This window comes from Gammaproteobacteria bacterium (genome assembly GCA_009845905.1).
Classification (GTDB): domain Bacteria; phylum Pseudomonadota; class Gammaproteobacteria; order Steroidobacterales; family Foliamicaceae; genus Foliamicus.
Genome location: VXYS01000003.1, coordinates 43,040 through 68,432, shown reverse-complemented (window position 1 = coordinate 68,432; position 25,393 = coordinate 43,040). Strand labels below are relative to the sequence as shown.

Genomic DNA, 25,393 nt, shown 5'->3' with positions numbered 1-25,393 from the left:
TCTCCCCTCAACGAGATCAAAAGATCGAAAGCGGCCCAACGGGGCCGCACAAGTCGGACGGATAATACACGTCCTACGGGCTGGTTAGAAATCCCGCCACCGCGTCGGCCCATTCTTCGGGCATCTGATCGACGATGTCGATGCCGCCGCCCTCGAGTTCCACGTAATCGAAGTCCGGACGAATCTCCGCGGCCAGTTTCGCACTCTCGTAAATCTGGTCACCCGTGTTGGTCAGGATCATCGTGGGGACCATGACGTTCATGAGGCCCGCATTGTGATCGTAGATGAACGCCGCGTGGTGGCCCGTCCAGAACGGCGCGTAACCCTGGAAGCGCTCCACCGTATAACGGGTGATGAGCTCCGGTTCGGGAGTTCCCCCGCCGTCCACGTACATGCGGTAGCGTCCGGCAAAAGCGTCCTGCATATGGCTGCCGTCGGCCTGGTGGACAAAGTTGATCTCGCCTTCCTCGACGAACTTGAGAAAGTTGCCTCGTTCTTCCTCGCCCATAGGCAAAGGCCCGTTGATGATGAGTTTGTTCACTCTTTCCGGAAACAGGACAGCCACTTCCGTCGCCACCATGCCCCCGGTGTGGTGCCCGAGCACGTCGGCCTTTTCGATGCCCAGCAGGTCGAGCACGGCGGGCACCGCCTCGGCCCAGTCACTGACGGTGGGTACGAAGGGTGTGGGGTCCGATTCCCCGAACCCGGGCGAATCGACGCCGATGGCCCGGATCCCGCGACGCGCCAGGGGTTCGTAGACGTTCTCGAACTGGCGCGAGGTCTGTGGCGCCTGGGGACACAGAATCAGGGGCCTTCCTTCGCCCGTGTCGCGGAAGTGGACCTGCCCGAACGGTCCGTCCGCGTAGCCGCGCCTGGGCACATAGGGCACTTCCATGGGCCCGGACCTCACCGCCCAGGGATTGCCTTCCGCCCGCGTTTCGGCGGCGCCGGCGCGGGCCGCGGACATCACCGCAATCGCGGCTCCGGTGTACTTCAGTGTGTCTCTGCGCGTGGCTGTCATGACGTGTTCCTCCAGTGGGGAAACGGATCATATCAGCCGCACTAGAGGGACCTTCTGATCAGAAACCCGACGGTGCGCGGCCGGTTGACCCGGAAGCCCAGCCGCGCGCGACCTCCCCGTTCGCGATCGAACGAAAGCGCCGCCTTCTCGTCGGTCAAGTTGTTGACGTACAGGGCGACTTCCCAGTCGTCCCTGATGATCCCGACACGCACCGCGATCAGCGTGTAGGGATCAAGCTCCAGATCCAGTTCCGTTACTTCCATGCCGGTGGCGCCGCCGTAGGCCAGTTCGGACACGAACCGGCCGGCGCCGGCCACCTGGTCGCCGGGTTGCGTGATGCGGTCGCCGACGTGCTGCACGCTCGCGAAAATGGACAGCTCGCTGCCGCCGAAAAGGTTTACCGGGATGGTGTAGTTCATCGTTGCAGCGAACTGGATCTCCGGCACCGAAGCCAGCCGGTTGCCATCGGCCACACCGCCAAGTACCCCACCCTCTTCCGCCAGGACCGTGGAGTCGAACTCGGACCGAACCAGGCTGCCGGCAAAACCGATCTCCAGGCCCCGCGCCGGCGTGAGGTTCAATTCGACTTCCACGCCGCTTGCATGGGCCTCCTCGACGTTAAAGGAGATGCGCGAGGAACAGGAGCCGGCATCCAGCGTCGCCTGCAGGTTGTCGATCTCCGCATGAAACACCGCGGCGTTCAGCCGCACGCCGTTGCCCCACTCCGACTTGATTCCCGTCTCGTAATTCCAGATGGTCTCGTCGTCATAGACCTGGAAACCGCCGAAGTTCGCCAGGTCCGACCCGGTGCACAGGCTTGCGTTCAGAGGATCGTTGACGCCGCCCGGACGAAATCCGCGCGCGGCCTGCGCGTTCCACGTCACCTGTTCATTCAACCGGAAACTGGCCAGCAGCCGCGGGCTGAAGCCGCTGGCGTCGGTGCTGTCCGTCTGCAGATCGCTGTTGGAGAACAACCCGCCGGAGTAGAACCTGCGCTCCTCCTCCCAGTCGTACCAGCGTCCCCCGAGTGTTAGTACGAAGCGGTCGGTCAGTGCATAGCTTGCCTCGCCGAACACGGCGATCTGCGAGATGTCGTACGGGAGGTCGGAGTTGTAGGGACTGTCGTTAAGCGGGTAGCCGTTCATGGAGCCGGCGGAGGTGCCGGCCCCGAGCGCGGCATCCACCACGGTGTCATATCCGGGCGTCGGCAGACGCTGCGCGTAGTCTCGCTGGAGGTCCGAGTAGAACACACCGATCAGCCATTGCAACCGCGACTCGTTTGCCGAGGCCAGATGAATTTCCTGCGTGAACTGGTCGAGTTCCGTCGTGTCCCGCAGATTGGACGGTATCGCCACATGTTCGTGAGGGAACCCGAGAGACACCGTGACGCTGCCCACGAGCGCCGACGCATCGCGGCTTGCGAGCAACTCGCGGCGCAGGAGGCTTGATATGGAGGTCAGATCGAAACTGGCGAAGCTTGCGCTCATCTTGAAGTCGAACAAGGTGGTTTCGTCTTCGAACTCTTCTCCGAGCAGCAGGTATTGCTCGCGGTCTCCGAGCTGAATGGCCGGCCGGGTCGTAGTGTAGGGGTTGGCGAACAGATTGAAGACCTCCTCCCGGTTGAAACCATCGACCTCGACTCGCTGGTGGATAAGTCTGGGCAACACCGAGACCCGGTCGGTCACATCCCACAGCAGCGATAGACGAACGCCCGTCCGGCTACCCGTATTGACATCGTCGTCGCGCGCCCCGTTCTCCGACAGGGCATCGACGTAGCCGCCGTACTCCGTCGTGTAGGCCACCAGCCGCAGTGCGCTCGAATCGGAGAGCGCTACGTTGGCCATGCCCTTCAGGTGCCACCCCGCATCGCCGTCGGCGATCGAGTTGAGCTCGGCTTCCACGAGTCCGTAGTCCCGTTCCAGCTCGGGCCGGTTGGTGATGTAGCGGACCGTGCCCCCCACCGATCCGGCGCCATAAAGCGTTCCCTGCGGACCCCTCAATACCTCGACCCGGTTCAGGTCGAACAGGTCGAAGTCGGGCGTGAACAACGAGAGCGAAACCACCGAGTCATCCATGTAGATGCCCACCTGCTCCTTGACCCCCGGCTGGTCGCGGACGATCTGCCCGGCCGACACGCCGCGCATGGCGACCTGGCTCTGCCCCGGCCCCAGGTCCTGGACGCTCATTCCGGCGAAGCCCAGCGCCAGGTCTTCGATGCCCCGGGCGCCGGCGCGCGCAATTTCTTCTCCCGTCTTTGCCGCCACGGAAAAGGGCACATCCTGAATCCGGGCGCTGCGCTTCGTGGCCGTAACCACGATCTCGTCGATTACGCCCTCCACCGGCGCCGGAGATTGCGCCTGGGAAGTCGCACACACGAGCCAGAGCGCCGTGAACGTGAGGATTCGGAAAGAGTCGAGCTTGCGTTGGCTCATCCGCATTGACCACAAATAGGTTAGGTTCACTGCTTATCTTAGGCCTTGACCAAACCGCCGCGCTGCGCCGCGAGTCACAATGTGGACTAGATAAGTCATTATAAATAGGTCATACTAGTCATTATGACGACGGTATCGATCTCGGACCTGAAGGCAAATCTGTCGCGCTATATCCGCGAAGTTCGCCGCGGTGGCGAGGTTCAGGTTCTTGACAGAGGCACGCCGGTTGCCCGCTTGGCGCCTCCGGCGGCTACCGGCGACGGGTTGCGTCAGACGCTCATCCGGACCGGGCTGCTGCGGCCGGGCAAGGGAAAAGCGGCCGCTATTCTGGAGGAGTCCCCAATTCAACTGCCCACCAGCCTGTCGGACGCGCTCATGGAAGATCGGACCGACCGGCTGTGAGATATTGGGACGCATCCGCTCTAGTTCCGCTGCTCGTCGCTGAAGCGTCCAGCGACGCAGTGCGCCGTTGGCTGGCCGAGGACGGGCGCATCGTGACCTGGGCCTGGTCCCGCACCGAGATCGTGGCCGCGGTCGAGCGGCGAACCCGCGAGGGCCTGCTGTCCCGGCCACAACGCCGCGAGGTGCTTGAGCGGTTCGCCACCTTCGCCGACACCTGGGATGAAGTAACCGAAGTCCTGGCGGTTCGGGCCCGCGCGAATGCCTTGCTTGCCCGGCACCCGTTGCGGGCTGCGGACGCGGGTCAACTCGGTGCAGCCCTCCTGGTGCAGGAGCAGTTGGCCGCACCACTGTCATTCGTTTGCCTGGACAGGCGGCTCGCATACGCGGCGGAACTGGAGAGCCTGCAGGTAATCCCTGAACCCGCAGCATAGGCCCGCAGCGGAATTACCAGGAGAATGCTCATCGAACCCGGACAGGAAGGCGGGTGCCAGTGCGGCGCGATTCGTTACCGGCTGTTGCGGGCGCCGGTGGCGCTTTATGCCTGCCATTGCAAAGACTGCCAGAAACAGTCTTCGAGCGCGTTCGGTCTGTCCATGTGGATGGAGCGCGATGCCATCGAATTTTCGGGCGCGGAACCGCGCATTTATCGCACGCGCGGAGGTTCGGGAAAGGAGAAACTCTGCGCGTTTTGCGAGAATTGCGGCGCCCGCATCTACCACGCGGGCGGCGTAACCCGAAGCGCCCGAAGCGATACGCTAAGCATCAAGGCCGGCACCCTCGACGACACCTCCCGCATCACCCCCACCTGCCATCTGTGGACCAAAGGCGCGCAACCCTGGCTTACGCCTCTGCTGGAAAACGGCCTGTGCTTCAATACAGAACCGGAGAACGCAAAAATACTGCGCGTTGAGTTGTCGCGATGAGATTTCCGATCATTCCGATTGATGCGACGGCTTCGACCGTCCTGGTGCTGCTGGCGGCCCTGCCACTGGCGATCAGCGTATTCATCGTAGTAAGCGGAGGAGGTCCTGCGCGCTACTTCGCGTCGCAATCCTGGATCAGCCTGGCTCTCTCGGTTGGCCTGCCTGTGTTGGTTACATTGCTCCTGGTCTATTTTCTTTACGGCGGCTACCGTTCCAGCGTAACGATTACGGAGGACGCACTCGAATTCAGCGTTCCGGTCTACGGCCGCTCGATTCCTCTTGACACAATCGAGCCGGCAGGCGCTCGCGTCGTGAACATGAGAACAGACCGGGAAGTGCGGCTTGGGCTGCGAACCAACGGGCTGGGCTCGCTGGGTTATTCGCTCGGGTGGTTCAGGCTGGTCGGCGGCGGCAAGGCGCTGGTCGCGTTGACCGACCGCTCGTCGGTGGCAAGCTTGGCGCTTAACGATGGAACGACGGTGTTGATTAGCCTGGAGGATCCCGCAGCTTTCATTCGGACATTACAAGCTGCCAGGGCGAATTGACCGCTTCAGTCGCGATGGGGCCGGGTGACTGGTAGTACGGCCTCATGGCTCGAATCGTGGCAGAGCCGTAAAATACGCGAAATCCAACCAAGAAAATCCGTGCACGCAAAAGAATGCTGACTTTTCCAGAAAAACTCGCCAGGTCCTTTCGTGGGAGCAATGCGCAATTGTGCGTAGGGCTGGACCCTGATCTGCACAAGATTCCGAACGACCTCCGTAACGCGAAGCGGCCGATTCTCGAATTCAACAAACGTGTCGTCGACTCGGCAAAGAACCACTGCAACATTTTCAAGCCCCAGGCTGCCTTCTATCACGCGGTTGGCGCGGAAGATGAATTGGCCGACACGATCAAGTACATACGGGAAGAAGTGCCGGATTCGCTTGTCATCCTGGATGCGAAACGAGGAGATGTCGGGCACACGTCGAAGATGTACGCGCTGGAGGCCTTTGAACGCTATGGCGCGGATGCGGTAACCGTGAATCCGTTTCTTGGGCTGGATTGCATAGAGCCCTTTATTGAGCGAGATGATCGAGGGGCCATTATCTTGTGCAAGACGTCAAATCCCGGTTCGGGTTTCTTGCAGGATATGCACATCGACGGAAGCATGTTGTTCGAAAAAGTGGCGGCTGAAGCGGAAGAACTTTGGCAGGACAAACAGAACGTGATGCTCGTGGTCGGCGCCACTTTCCCGAAGGAAATGTCGCTTACCCGCAAGGCTGCGCCTTCCGTACCTTTCCTCGTGCCGGGCATCGGGTCCCAGAACGGCTCCCTGGCTTCGAGCATCCGGAACGGCAGGTCGTCCGTCAGTCCGAACAGTCTGATCATCAGCGCGTCGCGTTCCATCATCTACTCCGGCGGAGGGACCCCGGACGGTATCGAAGAAGCGACTCGCCGGCTTTCCGGCCAAATTGCGGGATACGAAGCCGAGTAAACAGGCTGCTCCGGCAGGCGATCCGGCGAGCTTGGATTTCGACGCAGGAAGGGTCGCATGCTCCAGGACTACGTAGAAAGAATCGAGAACTCGCGAGTCTATTCGGCCGCCAATGAAACACCGCTACAGGCGGTATCGATACTCTCCCGGCGGCTCGAAAACCGGGTGTACCTGAAGCGGGAGGATCTTCAGCCGGTCTTTTCGTTCAAGTTGCGCGGGGCGTTCAACAAGATGGCGGGGCTGTCCGCCAATGCGAGAAAGCGCGGGGTCATCGCGGCATCCGCCGGCAACCACGCCCAGGGCATCGCCCTGGCCGCAAAACGACTGGACATGCAGGCACTCATCGTGATGCCGCAGACCACGCCGCAGATCAAACTGGAATCCGTGCGCGCCCTGGGGGCGGCCATCGAGCTTCAGGGGAGCAACTATGACGAAGCGTTCGAGTTCGCACAGCACAAGGCGGAAGAACTCGGCAGCACCTTCATTCACCCTTATGACGACAAGGACGTGATTGCGGGACAGGGCACGGTTGCAATGGAAATCCTGCGCCAGGTGCCGGGGCAGCTGGATGCGATCTTCGTTCCGGTGGGCGGTGGCGGGCTGATTGCCGGCATGGCGGCCTACGTGAAAGCGCTGCGCCCCGACATTCGCGTGGTCGGCGTGGAACCGAGGCATGCGGCCTGCATGGCGCGTGCGCTCGCAGCCGGAGAACGTGTGGTTCTCGATGACGTCGACCCGTTCGCCGATGGCGTCGCCGTGCGCCAGGTCGGCGAGGAACCGTTTCGGATTGCGCGCAAGTGCGTGGACGAGGTCGTTACGGTCACCCATCGCGAGATCTGCACGGCCATCAAGGAGATCTTCGACGATTCGCGTTGCATCGCCGAACCGGCGGGCGCATTGGCGCTGGCAGGGCTCAAGCGTTGCGTCGCCCGGGAAGAATGGACCGGCAAGGTGCTGGTGGCGGTTGTCAGCGGCGCCAACGTGGACTTCGATCGGCTGCGGGGAATAGCGGAGCTTGCCGACCTGGTCGAGCGCCGCGAGGCGCTGCTCGGCGTGACCATTCCGGAAAAGCCGGGAAGTTTTCGCACGTTTTGCCAGGCGATCGGGCAACGGTCGATCACGGAGTTCAACTATCGCTACGCCGACGCAGAGAAGGCTCACGTCTTCGTGGGCGTGGAACTGAGGAACGGTCGCTCGGACAAGAAAGAACTGATTGCCGACCTGGCGAATCGCCGCTACAAGGTCGTGGACCTCTCAGACAACGAAATGGCGAGGATTCACGTGCGCTACATGGTGGGCGGCCGAGCAGCCGGCCTGCGCGACGAGCGATTGTTCCGGTTCGATCTGCCCGAGCAGCCCGGTGCGCTGCTGCGCTATCTTACGCGCATGGGCAAGCGCTGGAATATCAGCCTGTTCCATTACCGCAGTCACGGCGCCGCCTATGGCAGAGTGCTGGCGGGGATTCAGGTGCCGGACGGAGAACTGGAGCCATTCCATGCCTTTCTGTCGGAACTGAACTACCCATTCCACGAGGAGACCGGCAACTCGGCCTACGAACTGTTCCTGGGATCCGATCGATGACTCATACCATCGCGGGAGCTTGTCACTGTGGGAACCTTTCGTTCGAACTCACGACGCGAACGGCGCTCGATGACATTGTTGCGCGTTCCTGCGAATGCAGTTTCTGCCAGAAACACGGTGCGACATACTGGGCCGATCCCAAAGGCTCGACCACGATTCGAATCGCGGACGAGCGTTATCTGCAGAAGTATCGCTTTGGCCTGCGGGCGACAGATTTCTATATTTGCCGCGTGTGCGGAACCTGCCTGGGCGCGGTACTTTCGGACGAGGACGGCGCCTGGTCAGTGGTCAATCTGCGACTGACGGAACTCGACGTGCGGCATGTGCAGCCGGTGAGTTTTGACGGCGAAGACCGCTCCCGACAGGTAGCCAGACGCAAGCGCTCGTGGACGCCAACCACCTGCTGAAATCCGCCGCGTGATAGTGGAGCCGGCTAGCGGGGCACGATTTCCGGCTTGTGTTGTACGGGGAAATTTACGGAGCGAGCGATGTAGCACATCTCGTTGGCCTTCGTGTGTAAACGCTCCGCTTCAGCCGCGTCGCTACTGGCCGTAATGGTTACACGTGGCCTTAGCGTCACTTTATTGAACTCACCGGATCCATCACGACGCGTCAGCACTAGCCCATCCGCCGAGTCCTCATACGCCTCTACAACGACACCGTTCGCTGCGCAAAGGTGCAAGTACCAAAGCATGTGACAGGCCGACAGCGCGGCGACGAGCATTTCCTCCGGATTGTGACGCTTAGCGTCCCCCATGTACATTGGATCGGCCGAGCCGCGTATCGCTGCCTTCCCGTCGCAGGCAATTTCGTAGTCCCGCGCGTAGGCGTCGTACGCGACGGTTCCCGTGCCTTTGTTTCCCTTCCAGGTAATAGTCGTTGTGTAAGTGTGTTCTCGTTTCATTGCCTTACCAGACGTACGGCCAGGCGATCACTCGCCGCCCTCGGGGCCGTAGAAAATGACCCAGGTTGCCAGGTCGTCACCGAAATCAAGAAACCGGTGCTCCACGCCGGCGGGCACGAATAGGAAGTCACCTGCATTGAAGGGGACCACGTCTTTCCCCATCTGGAATCGTCCCGACCCGCGGATGACCACATAGCATTCGTCCCGGCTATGGGGTTGCTGCAGATCCGCGCCCTCGGGAATGTAGAACTCAACCTGAAGCTGGCCCCTTTCCAGCCCGACGTGAAACCTGTTTCCTTCCGCATCGGGAATGTGTCGGGCCATTTCGTCCGGTGTCAGCCGGACAGCACTTCCAGAATTCATCATCAATCAATTATCTACGGGTAGGTCTTCGGAGAATAATTTGGCGGCGCCGTGTGCCTTCCCTTGCTACCGAACCGTAGTTGAACGGAAGATCAGTTAGGGTTAGGTATTAGCCAGGTCGCGGGAGAGGCGGTGGAGCAAGCAGGTTCATCCTCGGTCTATCTGTTGGCTGCCGATGCGGTTCTGTTGCTGCACGCGCTGTTCGTCGCGTTCGTTATCGGTGGTCTCACGCTCATCCTCGCCGGCAAGGCGCGTCGCTGGTTGTGGGTCCGGAATCCGTGGTTTCGACTGGCGCACCTCCTCGCCATAGGGGTGGTGGTGGTTCAGTCATGGTTCGGGGCGATCTGCCCGCTCACGACCATTGAAATGACGCTCCGCTCCCGCGCAGGCGATTCGACTTATCCGGGATCGTTCGTGGCGCACTGGCTGGAAACGCTGCTTTACTACCGGGCGCCGGCATGGGTTTTTGCGGTCTGTTATACGCTCTTCGGGGCCGCGGTCGTCGGAAGCTGGCTCTGGGTGCGTCCGCGCCGTTTCAGGCCTGTACGGGCAAATCCTCGGAGATGAACCGGGCGGCGCGGTGTCCGATCATGATCGACGGCGCGTTCGTGTTCGCCGAAGTCACATGAGGCATCACGGACGCATCCGCTACCCATAAGCCTTCAACGCCCTTTACCTTCAGGCGTGGCGACACGGGCGCTTCGCCATCGCCCATCCGCAGCGTGCCCACCGGATGGTAGGCGGTAGCCAGGCGATCGCGGATATGGCGTTCAATCTGTTCGTCGGTAGTTACGGCGCCGGCCGGGAAAGCTTCGGGCGCGCGCATCGATCCGAAAGGCGCCGCCTCAAGGATCTCGCGCAGACGCCTGAATCCCGCAATCAGGGTGGCGAGGTCGTCGGGATGGTTGAGAAGGCCAAGGTCGATTTCGGGCGCAGCGTCAGCGTCGGCCGATGCAAGCCGAAGCTTTCCGCGGGACCTGGGACGAGACACACCGACATCGGCGCAGTAGCCCGATCCCCATACCAGGGTCCGGCCCTTCCAACCCATCATGTAGGGGATAAAGTGCACCTGCACATCGGGCGAACCGCCCTCGCCCCTTGCGTTGAAGAACGCCCCCGCTTCGACGATGCAGGACGTGAACGGACCCTTTTTCGCCAACAGGTACGAAAACGGCGCCATCGCCCAGGCCGGCATTTGCGCCAGCGTAAACCCGTAACCCGAATTCGCGCCGGCATGGTGCACTCCGATCACCGGATGATCGTGCAGGTTCTCGCCCACTTCCGGCGAATCCTGGATCACATGGATACCCAGTGATTGCAGTTCCTGCCCCGGACCTATGCCCGATCGCATCAGAATGGCGGGCGATTCGATGGCCCCCGCCGACAGAACGACCCCCTTGCGGGCATTGATTCGCCCACCACCCGCCAGCACGACAGCTCTCGCTCGATCGCCGTCGAACAGGATCCTGTCCACCTGCGCATCGGTGGTCACGGTAAGACACCCGCTGGCTTGCGCCGGCCGCAGGAAAGCGTCAGCCGGCGACCACCGGCGGTGGCCGCGCATGTTGACCGAAAAAATGCCCGCTCCTTCACGCTCCGGCGAGGGCGGCGTCTTGCCATCACTGTCCAGCGCGCGGGCAAAACGCTCTGCCAGCGGATGAGGATTGGGAAGACGCCGCGGCGTCATGCGAGCTTCAACTTCTTCGAACGCGGGCGCCACGTCATCGGAAGACCATCCCTCGATATCCCAGCGGTCGAAATCGTCCATGCGACCGCGGAACCAGACCATCGAGTTGATCGAACCGGAGCCGCCGATCATCCTGCCCCGGGGGACCGCCAGGACTCTGCCGCCCAACTCACGCTGCGGCGTCGTGATGCGCCGCCAATCCCATTTGCGACTGCCCATCATGAACATCAGGGCGAACGGCGTCCTCACCATCAGCGAATTGTCCGGGCCGCCGGCCTCGAGCGCGCAAACGGTTCCCAGCTCCGCCTCGACCAGACCGGCAACCACGGCGCAGCCGGCCGAACCGGCGCCGACGACTACAAAATCAAAGCTCGAATCCGTCACGAACGCCGGATGCGCAGCGTGCGGCCGAAACCCTTGGGCGGTTCGGCGTCACCGGCAAACGGCGCCAGCTTCTCGATCACGTCATCCGGGAACGGCGCGGATTTCCTGGCTTCCAGGTCGACGTTCATGCACAGGCACTCGTTGGTCGCAACGAGCTTGTCCTTAGCCGTATCGATCATTCGATGAAAGTAGTGGATGCGCTTGGCGTCGTAATCGACGAGCGTCGTCTCGACGCGGATCGCATCGCCTTCGAACAGCTCGCCCAGGTAATCGACGTTGAGGCCCAGCGTGAACACCGAGCATCCGCTGGTGTCCGGGTAATCCATGCCGATGCCCCAGTGCTCATACGCGGCGTCCGTCGCCTCGTCGAAGGCGAGCACGAAGAAGGCGACGTTCATGTGGCCGTTGTGGTCGATCCACTCCGGCTTGATGCTCGTTTCGTAAAGGAGAACCCTTCCCTCGCTCAACCGTCAGTACCCCCCGAGGCAGTATTTCGATTCTTCATTGTTCGAGATCGGCCAGCTCGAGATTCATGATCGACGTCCAGGGTTCCTCCATGGCGGGCAGCCATCTTTGCAGCAACGGCGAAGTGGCCTGCTCGGCCGATGTCCCCATTCTGAGCATCATGTATCGATTGATGAAGGCGGACACCCGTCCGCTCACAACGCAATGCACAAAGACTTTCTCGCCTTCGAAGGCGTCCATTACGTTGAAGAATTTCCGCACGTGCGTTGACGTCGGAGCATCGGACGGAACGGGGATATGAATGTAGGACATGCCCAGGGAAGCGGTGACACTGCCCTCTTCCGGTATCGCGTTATCCGAGTCATGCATCGCCAGGTTCACGACGACGGAGTAACCCGCATCCGCGACCTGAGCCAACTGGCTCACGGTCGGCTGTCCACCAATGGCGATGTTGTCCGTCATCTCATGGAAATTCAGTATGTCCTGGACTGTCGCAGTCTCTAAAGCATCTTGCGCAGCACCGTCGCTGTTCGTCGGCTGCTCCTGAGTATCGTCGGCATGAGCCATGCCGACGAGAAGAAGCCCGGCTAGAAAGATCGATCTCATTTTCATTACCTCCGGCGCGAATGGTATAGCGTTCCCCTAATTGACATCGGGCCGGTCCTTTCGCGGCGGCAGCCAGCGCAACGGAATCGGGTCGGATGCAGGCCGTGATCCGTCTGGTTCCAGCGGAGCAAAAGTGACCGTCGCCCGCGTGAAGTAGACCTCGGTGCGGCTTTCGAATCCCGAGTCGGTGCCGAAGAACAGCCAGGCCCGGCCATCCGCCGATGCCGTGACGGGTTCCGGTATCGACCGGGACTGGAAGGACTTGCGTTCCCATTGACGCGGCTGCTCGCAACTACGGGAATTGGCCATATTGCCGAGCACGACGGCATTGCCGCCGCCGTTCGACTGGTTCCCGATGTCGATGTTCATTCGCAGATACGAGTCTTCCAGGACCGGCAGCGGTTCGACCTCGCTGGCGCCTGCCTTGATCCAGACGCTCTCGCCCGGCGCGCCGCCGACGCCCACGCACCCGGCGGGCGTATCGGTGGCGATCTCCACGCTGACCGAAACGCTGTAGGCCGTGCCCGCGACGAGACCGGCGACCTGTCCTTTGTAGAACATGACGAGATCGTCGCTGCGGTTGACCCCGGAGAGGAACAGCGCGGATTGCGGCTCCAGCGGCGCCGGAAGCGGGCGATAGCCGGACGTCAACTCGTAGATCTCCTCATCGTCAGGCGGATAGTCTGCGAACCCGGCAACGAACCCGTGTTCCCCGCGGCTGAACTCGAAGTTCTGCGTTACTCCATCCGCCGGCCCGTTCGACAGGTTCGTGAGGCGACCGGCCGGGCCCGATAACAGGCTCATCACCGCGAGCGGCCGGTCCGACCGGACCGTCAGCCGCCACCTGCCGCGACCATCGCCCAGCGATCCATCCAGGCCCATTGCCTTCCCCGATTCCAGTTCCGCGGCCGAGTAGGTTCTCGCTGCCCCGGCAGGAATTTGAACGTTCACCGTGCCGGCACTGTAAGCACCCGCATCGTCCATTCCACGGATCGCCACTTTTGCGGTCGCCTTTCCCAGGTTGACCAGGCGGAGGAGGCTCTCCTGGCTGCGGTCGCTCCCGGGGCTGAATATTGCGACGCGGTAACTGCCATCCCGCCAAGGCGCCGTGCCATGCATCGGCGCGACAAAGCCGTCGCTCGTTCGGACGTAGGACAGAACCCGGATATCGAGTTCGCTGGCAAGCCGCAGTCGCCAGTCCCCGCGCCCCGGCCCGGTGCTCCCGGACAGCCCCTTTCCGGCGTTGCCGTCCTCCAGGTCGAACGAGTCGAAGTGCACGGTCCCGCCGGAGCCGATCGATAGCGAAAGCGGCTCGTACGCCACCCCCTCATCGTCGAACGCCTCGATCGTCACCTCGCCTGCCGCCTCGGACCGGTTGATTACCTGCGCCACTCCCCGCCGGTCCCAGGCATCCGAAGCCGACGGGAAGAACGGGACCGACTGACCTGATGCCGCTGCCGATGCAACCCCGAGGAGTATTCCGAAGACGGCTGGTTGCAATTGATGTATATGGAAACGATTCAGCGAATCAGTCCGGCAGGCCGTAGGCCACGACCGAGTCGCCCTTCTTGAAGGGATAGACCCAGCTGTGTCCGCCCGTGGCGACCACGACGAATTGCTTGCCGTCGGCCATATAGGTCATGGGCGTGGCATTGGCCGAGGTGGGACCGTCGAACTCCCAGAGCAGCTCGCCGGTCAGCGTGTCGTATGCGCGGAACCGCTCGTCGGCGGTCGCGCCTATGAACACCACCCCGCCGCCCGTGACGATCGGCCCGCCCGCAAACGGCGTGCCCCACCGCAACGGAATGGGAATCGGAGACAACTTGTCGATCAGCCCCAGCGGTTCTTCCCACAGAATTTCGCCCGCCGCCATGTCCACCGCCACCAGCTTGCCCCAGGGCGGCTCCGTGCACGGCGTCATGAACGGAGAAAACAGGACCCCCTGTTGCAGGCCGTAGTTCGTGCCGTCGATGAAGCCCGGCGGTCCCATCGGAAGACCCGACCCGGGAGCCCCGGCCACTTCCGGATCCAATTCCTCGTTGGGGGTCAGTCGGACCCACGAGGGCGTTTCGCTGACCGGCGCCACCAGGATGTCGCTTTTCGGATCGAAGGCGCCGCCGCCCCAGTTCATGCCGCCGGCGACGCTCGGCATCATCAGCGTGCCCTTCGTGCTCGGGGGCGTGTAGATCGGGCCGTAACGCATGGCCTCGATGCTTTCCCGGCACCTGTTCCGGTCATACGGCGTCATCCCCCAGGCGTCGTCCGGCCCGATTCCGTGCCTGACCAGCGGCGGCGGCCTGACCGGAAACGGCTGAGTGGGCGAGAGTTCGTCATCCGGCAATCCATCGGTAGGCACGGGACGCTCCTCGATCTCGAAGAAGGGCTCGCCGGTGTAGCGATGGAAGGTGAAAACCATGCCCTGCTTGGTCAGTTGCATCACCACCGGGACTTTTTCGCCGTCGCGCGTGATCTCGGCGAGGATGGGGTTGGTCGGCAGGTCCCAGTCCCACACGTCGTGATGCACGATCTGGTAATGCCAGACCAGCTCGCCGGTGCTTGCTCGAAGCACGACCAGCGAGTTGCCGTAGAGATTGTCGCCCGGCCGCTTGCCGCCATAGAAGTCGGGCGACGGGCTGGCCGTGGGAATGAACACCAGGTCGCTTTCGTTTTCCCAGGAGAAAGTGGTCCAGGCGTTGGCGCCGCCCACGTGCCAGGCGCTGCTCTCCGGATCGCCCTCCGGCTCGCGGATCAGCGTGTCGAAGGTCCACAGGTGCTCGCCGGTGCGGGCGCTGAAGGCGCGCACGGCTCCGTTCGTGGAACTCGCATCGCTGAACTTGGCGGCGGTCCCGCCGATCACGATCACGCCGTTAACGACGGCGACCGGCGAGGTCAGCTGCATCGAGAGCAGCTGGCTGGTCGGCCGCAGCTGCTGAATGATCGGCGTGACATCGACAAACCCGTTTTCGCCGAAGTCCACGCAGGATGCGCCGTTTCGCGCATCGACGGCGGCCAGCCGGCGGTCGTTGGTGGCGAGAAGGATGCGGTGGGCGCAGGCCTCCGCGTCCGCCGCGTCCGGGTCGCGCCAGTAGGTCACGCCCCGGCAATTGAATCGCCCCGCATGCGGGCTCAGATCGATCTCGGGATCAAACGCCCATCGTTCCAGCCCCGTGGCCGGGTCCAGCGCAATGATCCGGTTATAGGGATCGCACAACACCAGGTGGCGTCCCGCCTCGTCCGGAAGAAGAATGGGCGTCGCCTGGAAGCCCAACAGGACGTTGAATTGCGGCGCCCGGTCGAGGTGACCGGTGTTGTAGGTCCAGGCGATTTCCAGATCGCCTGCGTTGGAACGGTTGATCTGGTTGAGGGGCGAGTAGCGCGTGCCTGTTGCCGGGCCCGCATACGTGGGCCAGCCCGGATCCTCGACCGGGGGGCCCGGCTCGAACGATCGATCGCCCTGATTCCCGCAGCCGCCGAGCAGCAGAGCGCCCAGAAGCAGCGCGATGATTTGACTTTTGCTGTTCGGCAACATATCCCGCAACGATCAGCGGCGATAGGAAGGTTCTTCGCGGTCCAGGATGGCCTGAAGCTCGCGAAAGTGATCCTCGCCCAAACCCGGATAGTCGCGCCATTGCCGCGCCGTCTTCGCCGCCACTTCGTCGGAAACGACGCGCAGCTCGCGGCCGGTCTGCAGGGCCGTAATGTAGGTCGAACAGGCGCGCTCGAAGTAGTAGAGATCGTCGAAGGCCCGGGCGACCGTCCCGCCGATCACCATCATCCCGTGGTTGCGCATCAGAAGAATCGGCTTGTCGCGCAACAGCCGGGCGATGCGTTCGGCCTCGCCATCGAGGCTCATGCCGTCGAAGCCGTCGTCGATGCAAACGCTTCCCCGGAACCGCATCGCGTTGATGTCGATGGGCGGCAGCCTGGGATCGGCGAGACAGCCCAGTGCCGACGCGTATTTCGAATGAACGTGAAGCACGCAACGCGCATGCGGCAAGTGCCGGTGGATGCTGCCGTGCAACGCCCAGGCCGTGGGGTCCGGGGCATCCGGCCGCGTCATTACCGCATCATCGTCGGCATCGAGCAGCAGAAGCTCGCTCGCCCTGACGCGGGAGAAATGGCGCCCCCTGGGGTTCATCAGGAACCGGGTGCCCGCCCTGTTGACGGCGAGACTGAAGTGGTTGGCGACCGCTTCATGCATATCCAGGCGGGCCGCCCAGCGAAACGCGCAGGCCAGCGCGACCCGCTCCTCTTCGAAGTCCATATCGGGCCGGTTGAGCACGGCAGGCTCGGCAGGGCTCATGAACTCTCTCCCCTATTCGTATGCACGTATCGCAACCCTAAACATGGCACTATGAAACGCGTGCGTCAACTCAATCGAATATTGACTGCCGAGCAAATTAATGCGCGCGTGAAGGAGTTGGGAACCGCCATCAGCGATTACTACGATTCGACGCCGGACCTCCTGGTCATCGGGCTTTTGAAGGGATCGTTCATTTTCCTGGCCGACCTGGTACGCCACATCCGGACGCCGCACGAGATCGCCCTTCTGGGCGCCGAGAGCTACGGGGATTCAATGGAAACCGGCGGGCGAGTCGAGATCACCTACAACCCCGGCATTCGCGTGAGCGGACGATCCGTACTGCTCGTCGACGACATTATCGATACCGGCAATACAGTGAATTACGTCGTCCCGTTTCTCCGGGAACAGGGGGCCGGCGACGTTAAGGTTTGCGTGCTGCTTCACAAGCGCAAGGCGACGGATCTCAAGTGCGACGTGCGCTGGGCCGGCTTCGACGCGCCCCAGGACTTCCTGGTGGGTTACGGCCTCGGCCTGGGCGAGCAATACCGCCATCTACCCCATATCGCGGCCGTGGTGGACGATACTTGACACCGCGTATAGTTGATCCATGCGTAACGGCAAGCTTGTATTGCTGCTGACAGTCCTGGCGACGATCTGGCCGGGCGCGGGCATTTTGGGTGCGCACGAGGTGCTGAAGCAGAACCAGGGCGCCGAAGCGCAGTCCGCCGGGACGCGCATATCGCCCGCGCCGCCGTTCGCCGAGACGTACGGACAGCCCGGCGCCCGCGCCGCGCTGGAGGCGGCGAATGCGTTGCTGGCGGAGATGAGTGCCGAGCAGGCGGATGCGATCGTGTTGCCCATCGACAGTCCTTTGCGCGGCAACTGGTCGAACCTGCCCTCCGGAGTAACGCGTTTCGAGCGGAACGGGCTGCGCCTTGGCGATCTGACGTCCGTCCAGCTCGAACGCGCGTTCAATTTTCTCGCCGCGGCGCTGGGACCGCACGGTTACGAGACCGCCACCCGGATAGTCGGCGCCGACGCCATTCTGAAGGCGTTTCCCAGGGCAGCGCGCGCCGGATGGTCGGACGACAACTACTGGCTCGCCTTCTTCGGCCAACCGACAGGCGCCGGCCGTTGGGGCTGGCAGTTCGGCGGGCATCACCTGGCGATCAACGGGAGCTTCGCGGATGGACGCGCGACCGGGCTGTCGCCCACCTTCGTGGGCGTCGAACCTGCCGAATTCCAGTACGCCGGCGCGCTGGCGACACTCTTTGCAGACGAACTCGCGGCCGGTCACGCCGTCATGCAGGCCCTGCCCGAACCGCTTCGGAGGGAGGCGTCAATCACCCCGCGGCCGCGCAGCGTGGAGGCCGGGGCGGGACAGGATGGTTTCATTCCCGAGGTGCTGGGCAGCGCCGTCGCGGGCTGGCCCGAAAAGGCCCGCGCGCTACTGCTGGAGACCATCGGCCACTGGGTGCTGCTGCAGCCGCGTGAAAACGCGGATGCGCGCATGGCGGCGCTGGAGGCGGGGCTCGACGACCTGCACTTCGCATGGAACGGCCCCCACGAAGCCGGCGACGGCGGGCACGTCTATTACCGCATCCAGGGCCCCACGCTGATCATCGAGTTCTCGGTCGAAGACGGCATCGCCGTGGACGGGCCGCACTTCCATACGATCTATCGCGACCCCACCAACGAATACGGCGCCGGCACAACCCCCTGACGCCGTAAGCGCGGCTCGCCGGCCAGTTGCAACTCGCCCCAGCGAGTTGGACGGTTATTCAGCGGCGGCGAAGGTCGTGCCCCTGGCGTAGCGCGGCACTTCATCGTGGACCCAGCCCTTGGGGTCCTTTTTGCGCACGGGCGAGGGGATCGCCCGATAGTGGCCGGCAGCCAGGGCCTCGGCCCAGGCCTTGCGATCGATTTGCCAGCCGCGTTCCCGCATACTGCCCATCAGGTTCCAATAGAGCCGAATCTCGGAGTCTTCGTCATAGGTGTAAAGGCCGTTGGGGTCGGGTCCCACCGGTGCAATGCGAGGTTGCTGCGCCTCGGCGATCGCCTTGTCCTGGCGCGCTTGCATCAGATTGCGCTTCAGGTGCTCCTCGTCGAGCTCCGGCTGCAGCATGAAGTTGCGGAAAAAGATGTAGTACATGGCCGTCGTCTGATCATCGATCGGCGTCGAAAACTCGTAAAACACGTTGTGCATGCCACTGCCGACGCCGCCGATTTCTACCTTGCCGTAAAGGCTGATCCCCGCGACGCGGAATTTCATGCGCGACTCGACTTTCTTCGCTTCGTCGCTGTCGCGGATTTTGTCCCATTCCCCGCCCTTGCGCGGACGTGACGTCGAGGGGTAATACACAAGATCGAATCCGTCGTCATGTTCCGTCAGTTCAAACGGCGGCGGCGAATCGGGATTGTCCTGGTTCTGGAATTTGATGCCATGAACGACCGGCAGATGGACGAGATCGAGATTGGAGAATTTCGCCCAGTGATAGTTGGTTTCCCAAACCTCGCTGTGCGTGGTAGTGGAACGGAACCCGTCGTCGTCGAATTCGGGCATCTCGATGATCGGCGCCGCGTTTTCGGGTTCGTCGCCGAGAAACGCCCAGATGAAGCCGTACTTTTCTTCGGTGGGATAAGCGTCGATCTTGACGCCCGGGGCCACATCCTGCGGATCTTCATCGCGGCGCGAGGCGATCTGCGTGCACTTGCCCTCGCCGTTGAAGGACCAGGCGTGATACGGGCAGGCGATGGATCCGTCGTCCTTGCATTTGCCGTGCGCCAGGCTCCCGCCCCGATGAGGGCAGACATTACTGAGGCAGACCGCCTTGCCGCCCGGCTCGCGGTAGAGCACAAAGTCGCAGCCCAGCATGCGGACCTTGAGGGGTTTGTCCTGAAGATCTTCGCTTCGCGCAGCGACGTACCAGACATTTGTGAACACCGGCCTGTCTCCTCTTTCCCAAGTGCGTCTCACCAATGGTAACAATCGCTGATATAAATTCGCCACATGCGAACATCCGTGTTCATGACAATCGGAAAAGCCGCCGCCGTTGCGGCCTGCGTCGTATTGATGGGCGCTCAATCCGGCCTGGTGGGCGCTCAATCAGCCGTAACGGGCGCTGAAACCACGGAAGAGGTTCTTGTTCGGCGGTTCAATACGCAAGGGGAAACCAGCGGTCCCGGCGGCTACAGGTGGTATGAGCCCACGGAGGCGATTGCCGGCGCGCACGACGGATTCTTCGAGGTGGTTCCGCCGGAGAGCCGCACGATCGCGGAAGATGCGCTGGGCGAGGCCCGCGCCTACGCCCGGCGCAACCGGTCCGAGAGCCTGCTGGTCTGGCATCGCGGCGCGCTGCAATCGGCCGATTACTGGATGGGCCTTAAGCCGTCCGACGTGGTCAATTCCCGCAGCATGCACAAGATGGCCGGCGGCCTGCTCATCGCCCGCGCCATTGCCGACGGGCACATCGATTCGCTGGACGATTCCGTCGCCCGGTACATTCCGCGCTGGCGGGGCACGGACAAGGAGCCCATGACCATCCGTAACGTGTTGCAGATGTCGAGCGGTCTGCGCTGGTTCGGCATCCGCGACGAGCCCATCACCGGACTCAGCTCCCGGCGCTATCTCAGCCCGTACTGGGACGAGGTCCTGCTCGACGAGGTTCCGATGTCTTTCACGCCGGGATCGGAATATGACTACAGCGACATGACCGCCGACATCATGCCCCACATCATCCAGGGGGCCACCGGCAAGCGTTATGCGGAGTATTTCTCCGAATCCTTGCTCAAACCCCTGGGCGCGCTCGGCGGATTCATCTGGGTCAACCGCGAAGGGGGCATGCCCCATGGCGGCTGCTGCCTGATGCTGCCTCCGGAAACCTGGCTGCGCTTCGGACTGCTCGTCATGAATGGCGGCTCCTGGAACGGCAGGCAGTTGCTCCCCGACTACTGGATGACGGAAATGCTCACTCCTTCGACCAATAACGAGCACTTCGGCCTGATGGTCTGGCTTGGCAAGCCCCATGCGGAACGCCGGCTCTTTCACCGTCCGAACTCGTGGCTCAACGACGTGCCCAAGCCGGGCGTCTACCACTCGGAGCCGTTCCTCGCCGAGGACCTGTTTCTGTTCGACGGTTCCGAAGGCCGGTCGGTCGTGATCGTGCCGTCCGAACAGCTGGTCATCGTCCGCACCGGCTTCCGGCCCCTCCCCGACCAGCCGGAATGGGACAACGCTTTTCTGCCCAACACGATCATCCGCGGAATCAGGCGCACCGCGGGCGGGATAGCCCCATGACCCGGCGGATCATCGCCGCCGTTGCCGTGCTGATCGCGGCCGCCGTCGCTGTCGACTGGACCTTCTGGTACCGCTTCGCGACCATCCGCGATCAAACATCCATCAGCATTCCCGGCTGGATCAGTCCGACAGCCACGGTCGAGGGCGACTTCCGCGAAGCACTGGTCAGCGTCGACCCGGCCGATCGGATCCTGTCCGCAAGCGCGATTGCCGAACTGGTGGACTATGCGGAGCGGGTGGACTCGTTTTCGCTGATCGTCCATCACGGCGAGGGGATTCAGTTCGAGACCTATTGGCGGGAGTTCGGCCCCGACGACGTGACCGAAACCCTGTCCATGGCGAAGTCGGTTCTGGGCCTGACGTTCGGCTTCGCGGTGGAAGACGGATCGATCGCGTCCATCGACGATCCGGTGACTGAATATATTTCCGAATGGAGAGGCACGGAAAGGGAAGGCCTGACCATTCGCCAAGTGCTGCAGATGGCGAGCAGCCTCGAACATTTCTCCTTTGATTACAGTCTTTTACAAAATCCATTTAACAAAGCACTTCGGCTGTTTATCGGCCCCCACATGGAGAATGCTATTCTCCGTTTCGACCTCACGGCGGACCCGGGAACGGAATTCAACTACAACAGCGCCAATTCCCAGTTGCTCCTGCTGATTCTCGAGCGCGCGACGGGCCGCGCCTACGCCGACTACGTGTCGGAAAAACTCTGGCGGCCTTTGGGAGCCAAACCGGCCACGCTGTGGATGGACCGCGACGGAGGCATGCCCAAGGCCTACGCTTTCTTCCAGGCGCGCCCGCGGGACTGGCTGCGCATCGGCCTGGCGATCAGGAATGACGGGGTCGTCGACGGGCGGCAGGTCATTCCCGCCGAGTGGCTGGCCGCCATGTTCTCGCCGTCGCCCAACAATCCCAAGTACGGCCTGCAGGCATGGATCGGCTCGCCGCACGTGACCGAACGTTTCTACAACCGGAACACGCCGTTCGGCGTAAAGCAGGCAGAGCCGTTTCTGGCGGATGACGTGGTGTTCTTCGACGGCGGCGGCGGGCAACGCGTTTACGTCATTCCGTCCGCCGATCTCGTGATCGTGCGAACCGGCATGCCCTCGATGGACTGGGACGACGGCGTGATCCCCAATATCATCCTCCGTGATCTCGGCTACGGAAAGGACCTTTCATGAAAGCATTGAACCGGCGTGAATTCATAGTGGCAGGCGCTTGCGCTGCCGCCGTTCCACCTGCCTTGTCCTACGCTGCGGATGACCTGCCTGCCGATCCTGCTGCGCAGAACGAAGCCTACGTAAAAATCCTGGGTCGCACCGACGGCGGCCGGGTGGTGAAGAAGACCCGCGGCATCATCATGGCGGTGCGAAACGACGGATTTGTGCCGCTCTACGGGTTCCGCAACAGCGAGTCCGCCTGGTGGCGGCAGATCGGCGAGGCCAGTTGGGTGCGCTTTCCGTCCGTATTGTCGTTCTTCACCGATCTGGAGACGGACACCTTTATCGACTCCTTCACAAGCCCGTTCAACGGCAACACGGTCGCACTGACACCCAGTTTCATACGCCACAAGGAGGGAGAGGTGTTCACGCCTTCCGGCCACTATTACGGCAGCATGAAGAAGATCTTTCCTGAACACTACCCAGACAAACCGTTGCAGTTGAACTGGACGCGAGACGGCGACGACATCCGTCTGCAGAGATCCTCCTACTTCCCGCCGGTGATTACCCAGCCGTCGCTGGAATCCGTGTCGTTTTTTGCCAGTGCCCGCGAAGTGTTCGACCCCGATATCACTGATGCCCATTATCGTTCGGCAGGCTGGAACTTTGTCTCCGGCACGCGACCGCCCTACAGCGAGCTCGGCTTCCTGCCGGGTCATGCCATCTGGCATTACGATGCGGTCAAACTGAACAGCGTGGACGAGTGCGATGCCGACTATTTGGAACGGGCCCGTGCCTATACGCCTCTGTTCGACCAATCGCCGGAACTGGACGACGGTCCCTCATTTTTTGAGCGCATGATGGCAAACATATAGAGTGCGGGCACGGCTGGAAATTCAGGCATGGCCTTGAGTCCGGACATCGGAATCGTGGGCGCCGGACTGGGCGGCATGACCGCCGCCGTTGCGCTTCAGCAGCGCGGTTTCAACGTCACCGTCTATGAACAGGCGCCGGAGCTGGGGGAAATCGGCGCCGGGATCACCGTGGGCCCCAACATCAGCGTGGTCCTCGACGGCCTGGGCCTGGAAGACGCGGCGGCATCCTTCGCCGACGGCTCCACGACCTTCGGCGCGCTTCACTACAAGACCGGCGAGCCCATTTGGTTTTCGGAGCGGAGTATCGAGGAGGCAATCAAGACCCGGGGCGCACTGACGCGGCACATGCACCGGGCGGACCTGCACAAGGTCCTGGAAGACGCATTCAACAAGGAGCGCGACGCCCTTCGCCTCGGACACGCGCTCACCGACATCGGGCAGGACGACGGCGGCGTGACCCTGCGCTTCGCCGACGGCGCTACGGACCGGCGCGACATCGTCATCGCCTGCGACGGTCTCAAGTCCGTCGTGCGCGACAAGCTGTTTCCCACGGAACCCCCCAAATACACCGGCTACATGGCCTGGCGCGGCGTGGTCGATGCCGCCGACGTGCCGGGGGTCAGTCATGTACCCCACTTTGCCTCCTATCCGGCCGAAGGGAGCATGTTTTCCCGTTATCCGTTGCGCCGGGGCAGCCAGATCAACTGGGTGGCCAACGCCTACCGGCCCGACGACATCGGCGAGGAAAACTGGTACGCGCAGACCGGCATCGCCGAGGTCCTCGAAGAGTTCGAGGACTGGCATGAAGACGTCGTGCGCATCATCAGGGCGTCGCCCGGCGGGAAGTGCCTGCGCTGGGCGCTCTCAAGCCGCCAGCCGCTCGACGGCTGGATCGCGGGGCGGGTGACGCTACTGGGCGATGCCGCACATCCCATGACGCCCTTCTACGGGATGGGCGCTGGCATGGCCTTCGAGGACGCCGCAATCCTCGCCCGCTGCTTCGAAGCGGAGCAAGGCGACTGGCGTGCGGCCTTCGCGCGCTACGAGCGGGCCCGCCTAGCCCGGACCACCCGGTTCCACGTGCAATCGCTCAAGCGCGGCGGGATCTACATGAGCGCCGACCCGGCCGACCGCGCCAAGCCGCCCACCACCGGCATGGAAGCCGAATTCGACTACAACGCCATGACCGTGGCCATTTGACGTTGCGCCTAGCGCTCGGCCCCGGCCAGTGAGAGAACCAGCCGCACGAGCTCCGACTGTCGCCGGAGTCCGTGCTTGGCGTAGATTTGCTTGATGTGATAGCGGATCGTGCTTTCCTTGCGTTCCGTCGCGGCGGCGATCTCGCGCACGCTGAATCCATCGGCCAGCATCACCGCCACGCGGCTCTCCGTCGGTGTCAGCCCCAGGACGGCCGCAGCCAGGTCCGGGTCGATCCCGACTCCCCGTGCCGGTTCGGCGAGCAGTACGAGCGCCGCCACCGGCCATCCCCGAAACCACGTTTCTCTCTCGGGCAACGGGTTCACATGCAGCACCAGCGGAGGCCGCAGCATCGATCGCCTGATCGTCAGCGAACCACCCTCTCCCGGATCGCCGAACGGAGGAAGAGCGCGGGCCAGCAAAGCCTGGAGCGCGTCATCGTCGGCCTGTGCGCGCGCGACAATAAAACGGTTTTCGTCGTACAAGCGGTCGCCGGCGTTCAGCAGGGACCGGGCCCGGTCGTTGGCCGCCACGATCCGCCCTCGCACGTCGAGCTGGATGACGCCCAGGCCGGTAACGTCCAGCAACTGCATCAACGTGGCGCCCAGGGCGCCGGCGCCGGCCAGCGTTTGCCCAACTTGCACGGTCTGGCGGACATGCGGATGGAGCCGCCCGATCCGGTGGAGCCGCTCGGACGACCAACCGTCCCGGTCCACCGGGTCGTTGATTTGCCAAAGGACGCGCGAAGCGCCCGGCCCCTTCAGGCGAACGTTGATCGCGTTCCCGGCCTGGGCGCGGGTCCTCAGAATGTGATACCCCAGGGAGGTTTTCAACTCCTCCTCCGTATAAACCTCCGTTATATGAATCGTCCGGTCAAAGGGGAAACGCCGATAGCGGGATATCGATTGGTCGGCGGAAAAACCGGTCTCCAGCCAAAGGCGTTCCAGATCCGTGCGCCGTTCCCCGTGAAGGCTGGTCCGAAGGAAGTAGAACTGATAGTCCTGGTCCGAGTCCCCCTCGCCACACGCAAGGGAGCTGCCGTGCACACCGACGGACTCTTCGATCAGCGCGGCGGCACGGTACCACTGGGCCGGCTCGAGCGCCGCCTCCTGCAACGCGGCGAGTATCCGCCCGAACGCGTCCCGTTCGCTCATGGGCGCGCCTTCATATGCCGACGCCCGAACCTGAAATGCACCGCGCGAGCAATCCGTATCAACCCCGATATGCGATAGTAGTGCGGCTGCGCAATCAGGAGTATCCCCAAACTTGGGGAGAAGAAGCGCGTGCATGATGACATCTGACAAGGAGCATCT

At 62.9% G+C, this 25,393-nt stretch carries 26 protein-coding genes; 14 read left to right on the top strand and 12 right to left on the bottom strand.

What is annotated here, in order from left to right:
• Positions 1 to 73: 73 nt before the first annotated feature.
• Positions 74 to 895: an alpha/beta hydrolase gene (locus F4036_00385; GenBank protein ID MYK36199.1), complete on the bottom strand. Its 822-nt coding sequence runs from the start codon at positions 893 to 895 to the stop codon at positions 74 to 76.
• A 167-nt stretch (positions 896 to 1,062) separates the two neighbouring features.
• Complete coding sequence (locus tag F4036_00380; GenBank protein ID MYK36198.1) at positions 1,063 to 3,459, bottom strand: TonB-dependent receptor; 2,397 nt, start codon at positions 3,457 to 3,459, stop codon at positions 1,063 to 1,065.
• A 117-nt stretch (positions 3,460 to 3,576) separates the two neighbouring features.
• Here F4036_00380 and F4036_00375 point away from each other — a divergent pair, with 117 nt between their 5' ends.
• The 7 genes from F4036_00375 (at position 3,577) to F4036_00345 (ending at position 8,243) form a co-directional block, all read left to right on the top strand.
• Positions 3,577 to 3,855 carry a type II toxin-antitoxin system prevent-host-death family antitoxin gene (locus F4036_00375; protein MYK36197.1) on the top strand — a complete coding sequence of 93 codons (279 nt, stop codon included), beginning with the start codon at positions 3,577 to 3,579 and terminating at the stop codon, positions 3,853 to 3,855.
• Complete coding sequence (locus tag F4036_00370; GenBank protein MYK36196.1) at positions 3,852 to 4,286, top strand: type II toxin-antitoxin system VapC family toxin; 435 nt, start codon at positions 3,852 to 3,854, stop codon at positions 4,284 to 4,286. Before F4036_00375 ends, F4036_00370 begins: the two co-directional genes overlap by 4 nt.
• Before the next feature lie 24 nt (positions 4,287 to 4,310).
• Positions 4,311 to 4,778, top strand: coding sequence for a GFA family protein (locus F4036_00365; GenBank protein ID MYK36195.1), 468 nt, complete (start codon positions 4,311 to 4,313; stop codon positions 4,776 to 4,778).
• Complete coding sequence (locus F4036_00360; protein ID MYK36194.1) at positions 4,775 to 5,323, top strand: hypothetical protein; 549 nt, start codon at positions 4,775 to 4,777, stop codon at positions 5,321 to 5,323. Before F4036_00365 ends, F4036_00360 begins: the two co-directional genes overlap by 4 nt.
• Before the next feature lie 113 nt (positions 5,324 to 5,436).
• The gene (gene pyrF / locus F4036_00355) at positions 5,437 to 6,255 is read left to right on the top strand and encodes an orotidine-5'-phosphate decarboxylase (protein MYK36193.1); all 819 of its coding nucleotides are present in this window, start codon (positions 5,437 to 5,439) and stop codon (positions 6,253 to 6,255) included.
• Between the two features lie 57 nt (positions 6,256 to 6,312).
• Positions 6,313 to 7,836 carry a threonine ammonia-lyase, biosynthetic gene (gene ilvA / locus F4036_00350; protein MYK36192.1) on the top strand — a complete coding sequence of 508 codons (1,524 nt, stop codon included), beginning with the start codon at positions 6,313 to 6,315 and terminating at the stop codon, positions 7,834 to 7,836.
• On the top strand, positions 7,833 to 8,243 hold the full coding sequence (locus F4036_00345) for a hypothetical protein (protein ID MYK36191.1): 411 nt from the start codon (positions 7,833 to 7,835) through the stop codon (positions 8,241 to 8,243). The genes ilvA and F4036_00345 overlap by 4 nt, the downstream gene beginning before the upstream one ends.
• Before the next feature lie 26 nt (positions 8,244 to 8,269).
• Here F4036_00345 and F4036_00340 read toward each other — a convergent pair whose 3' ends face one another.
• On the bottom strand, positions 8,270 to 8,740 hold the full coding sequence (locus F4036_00340; GenBank protein MYK36190.1) for an OsmC family protein: 471 nt from the start codon (positions 8,738 to 8,740) through the stop codon (positions 8,270 to 8,272).
• 27 nt (positions 8,741 to 8,767) lie between these two features.
• Positions 8,768 to 9,103 carry a cupin domain-containing protein gene (locus tag F4036_00335; GenBank protein ID MYK36189.1) on the bottom strand — a complete coding sequence of 112 codons (336 nt, stop codon included), beginning with the start codon at positions 9,101 to 9,103 and terminating at the stop codon, positions 8,768 to 8,770.
• Between the two features lie 132 nt (positions 9,104 to 9,235).
• Here F4036_00335 and F4036_00330 point away from each other — a divergent pair, with 132 nt between their 5' ends.
• Positions 9,236 to 9,670, top strand: a complete 435-nt coding sequence (locus F4036_00330; protein MYK36188.1) for a DUF2784 domain-containing protein — start codon at positions 9,236 to 9,238, stop codon at positions 9,668 to 9,670.
• Here the strand turns inward: F4036_00330 and F4036_00325 are convergent.
• The 6 genes from F4036_00325 to F4036_00300 form a co-directional block, all read right to left on the bottom strand.
• Positions 9,639 to 11,174, bottom strand: a complete 1,536-nt coding sequence (locus tag F4036_00325) for a hypothetical protein (protein MYK36187.1) — start codon at positions 11,172 to 11,174, stop codon at positions 9,639 to 9,641. The genes F4036_00330 and F4036_00325 overlap by 32 nt on opposite strands.
• Positions 11,171 to 11,641 carry a thioesterase gene (locus F4036_00320; GenBank protein ID MYK36186.1) on the bottom strand — a complete coding sequence of 157 codons (471 nt, stop codon included), beginning with the start codon at positions 11,639 to 11,641 and terminating at the stop codon, positions 11,171 to 11,173. The genes F4036_00325 and F4036_00320 overlap by 4 nt, the downstream gene beginning before the upstream one ends.
• A 34-nt stretch (positions 11,642 to 11,675) precedes the next feature.
• Complete coding sequence (locus tag F4036_00315; GenBank protein ID MYK36185.1) at positions 11,676 to 12,251, bottom strand: phosphatase; 576 nt, start codon at positions 12,249 to 12,251, stop codon at positions 11,676 to 11,678.
• Positions 12,252 to 12,281: 30 nt separating this feature from the next.
• The gene (locus F4036_00310; protein MYK36184.1) at positions 12,282 to 13,637 is read right to left on the bottom strand and encodes a hypothetical protein; all 1,356 of its coding nucleotides are present in this window, start codon (positions 13,635 to 13,637) and stop codon (positions 12,282 to 12,284) included.
• Positions 13,638 to 13,773: 136 nt separating this feature from the next.
• The gene (locus tag F4036_00305) at positions 13,774 to 15,774 is read right to left on the bottom strand and encodes a pyrroloquinoline quinone-dependent dehydrogenase (GenBank protein ID MYK36183.1); all 2,001 of its coding nucleotides are present in this window, start codon (positions 15,772 to 15,774) and stop codon (positions 13,774 to 13,776) included.
• Positions 15,775 to 15,786: 12 nt separating this feature from the next.
• The gene (locus F4036_00300; protein ID MYK36182.1) at positions 15,787 to 16,548 is read right to left on the bottom strand and encodes a hypothetical protein; all 762 of its coding nucleotides are present in this window, start codon (positions 16,546 to 16,548) and stop codon (positions 15,787 to 15,789) included.
• Positions 16,549 to 16,599: 51 nt separating this feature from the next.
• Here F4036_00300 and hpt point away from each other — a divergent pair, with 51 nt between their 5' ends.
• Together hpt and F4036_00290 are read left to right on the top strand one after the other, a co-directional pair.
• On the top strand, positions 16,600 to 17,136 hold the full coding sequence (hpt, locus tag F4036_00295) for a hypoxanthine phosphoribosyltransferase (GenBank protein ID MYK36181.1): 537 nt from the start codon (positions 16,600 to 16,602) through the stop codon (positions 17,134 to 17,136).
• 19 nt (positions 17,137 to 17,155) lie between these two features.
• Entirely contained in the window at positions 17,156 to 18,271 is a 1,116-nt protein-coding gene (locus tag F4036_00290; protein MYK36180.1) for a DUF3500 domain-containing protein, read from the top strand.
• A 54-nt stretch (positions 18,272 to 18,325) separates the two neighbouring features.
• Here F4036_00290 and F4036_00285 read toward each other — a convergent pair whose 3' ends face one another.
• Positions 18,326 to 19,654 (bottom strand): aromatic ring-hydroxylating dioxygenase subunit alpha, encoded by a 1,329-nt coding sequence (locus F4036_00285; protein MYK36179.1) that lies wholly within the window; start codon positions 19,652 to 19,654, stop codon positions 18,326 to 18,328.
• On the opposite strand from F4036_00285, the gene F4036_00280 reads away from it, so the two are divergent.
• Genes F4036_00280 through F4036_00265 form a run of 4 tightly spaced genes read left to right on the top strand, consistent with a single transcriptional unit; the run spans position 19,559 to position 24,083 of the window.
• Positions 19,559 to 20,845 (top strand): serine hydrolase, encoded by a 1,287-nt coding sequence (locus F4036_00280; protein MYK36178.1) that lies wholly within the window; start codon positions 19,559 to 19,561, stop codon positions 20,843 to 20,845. The genes F4036_00285 and F4036_00280 overlap by 96 nt on opposite strands.
• A complete protein-coding gene (locus F4036_00275; GenBank protein ID MYK36177.1) occupies positions 20,773 to 22,029 on the top strand; it encodes a serine hydrolase in 1,257 nt (418 codons plus the stop codon). The genes F4036_00280 and F4036_00275 overlap by 73 nt, the downstream gene beginning before the upstream one ends.
• Positions 22,026 to 22,883 (top strand): hypothetical protein, encoded by an 858-nt coding sequence (locus F4036_00270; GenBank protein MYK36176.1) that lies wholly within the window; start codon positions 22,026 to 22,028, stop codon positions 22,881 to 22,883. The genes F4036_00275 and F4036_00270 overlap by 4 nt, the downstream gene beginning before the upstream one ends.
• A gap of 27 nt (positions 22,884 to 22,910) precedes the next feature.
• Complete coding sequence (locus tag F4036_00265) at positions 22,911 to 24,083, top strand: NAD(P)-binding protein (GenBank protein MYK36175.1); 1,173 nt, start codon at positions 22,911 to 22,913, stop codon at positions 24,081 to 24,083.
• An 8-nt stretch (positions 24,084 to 24,091) separates the two neighbouring features.
• Here the strand turns inward: F4036_00265 and F4036_00260 are convergent, their stop codons facing one another.
• Complete coding sequence (locus tag F4036_00260; protein ID MYK36174.1) at positions 24,092 to 25,384, bottom strand: helix-turn-helix transcriptional regulator; 1,293 nt, start codon at positions 25,382 to 25,384, stop codon at positions 24,092 to 24,094.
• Positions 25,385 to 25,393: the final 9 nt, after the last annotated feature.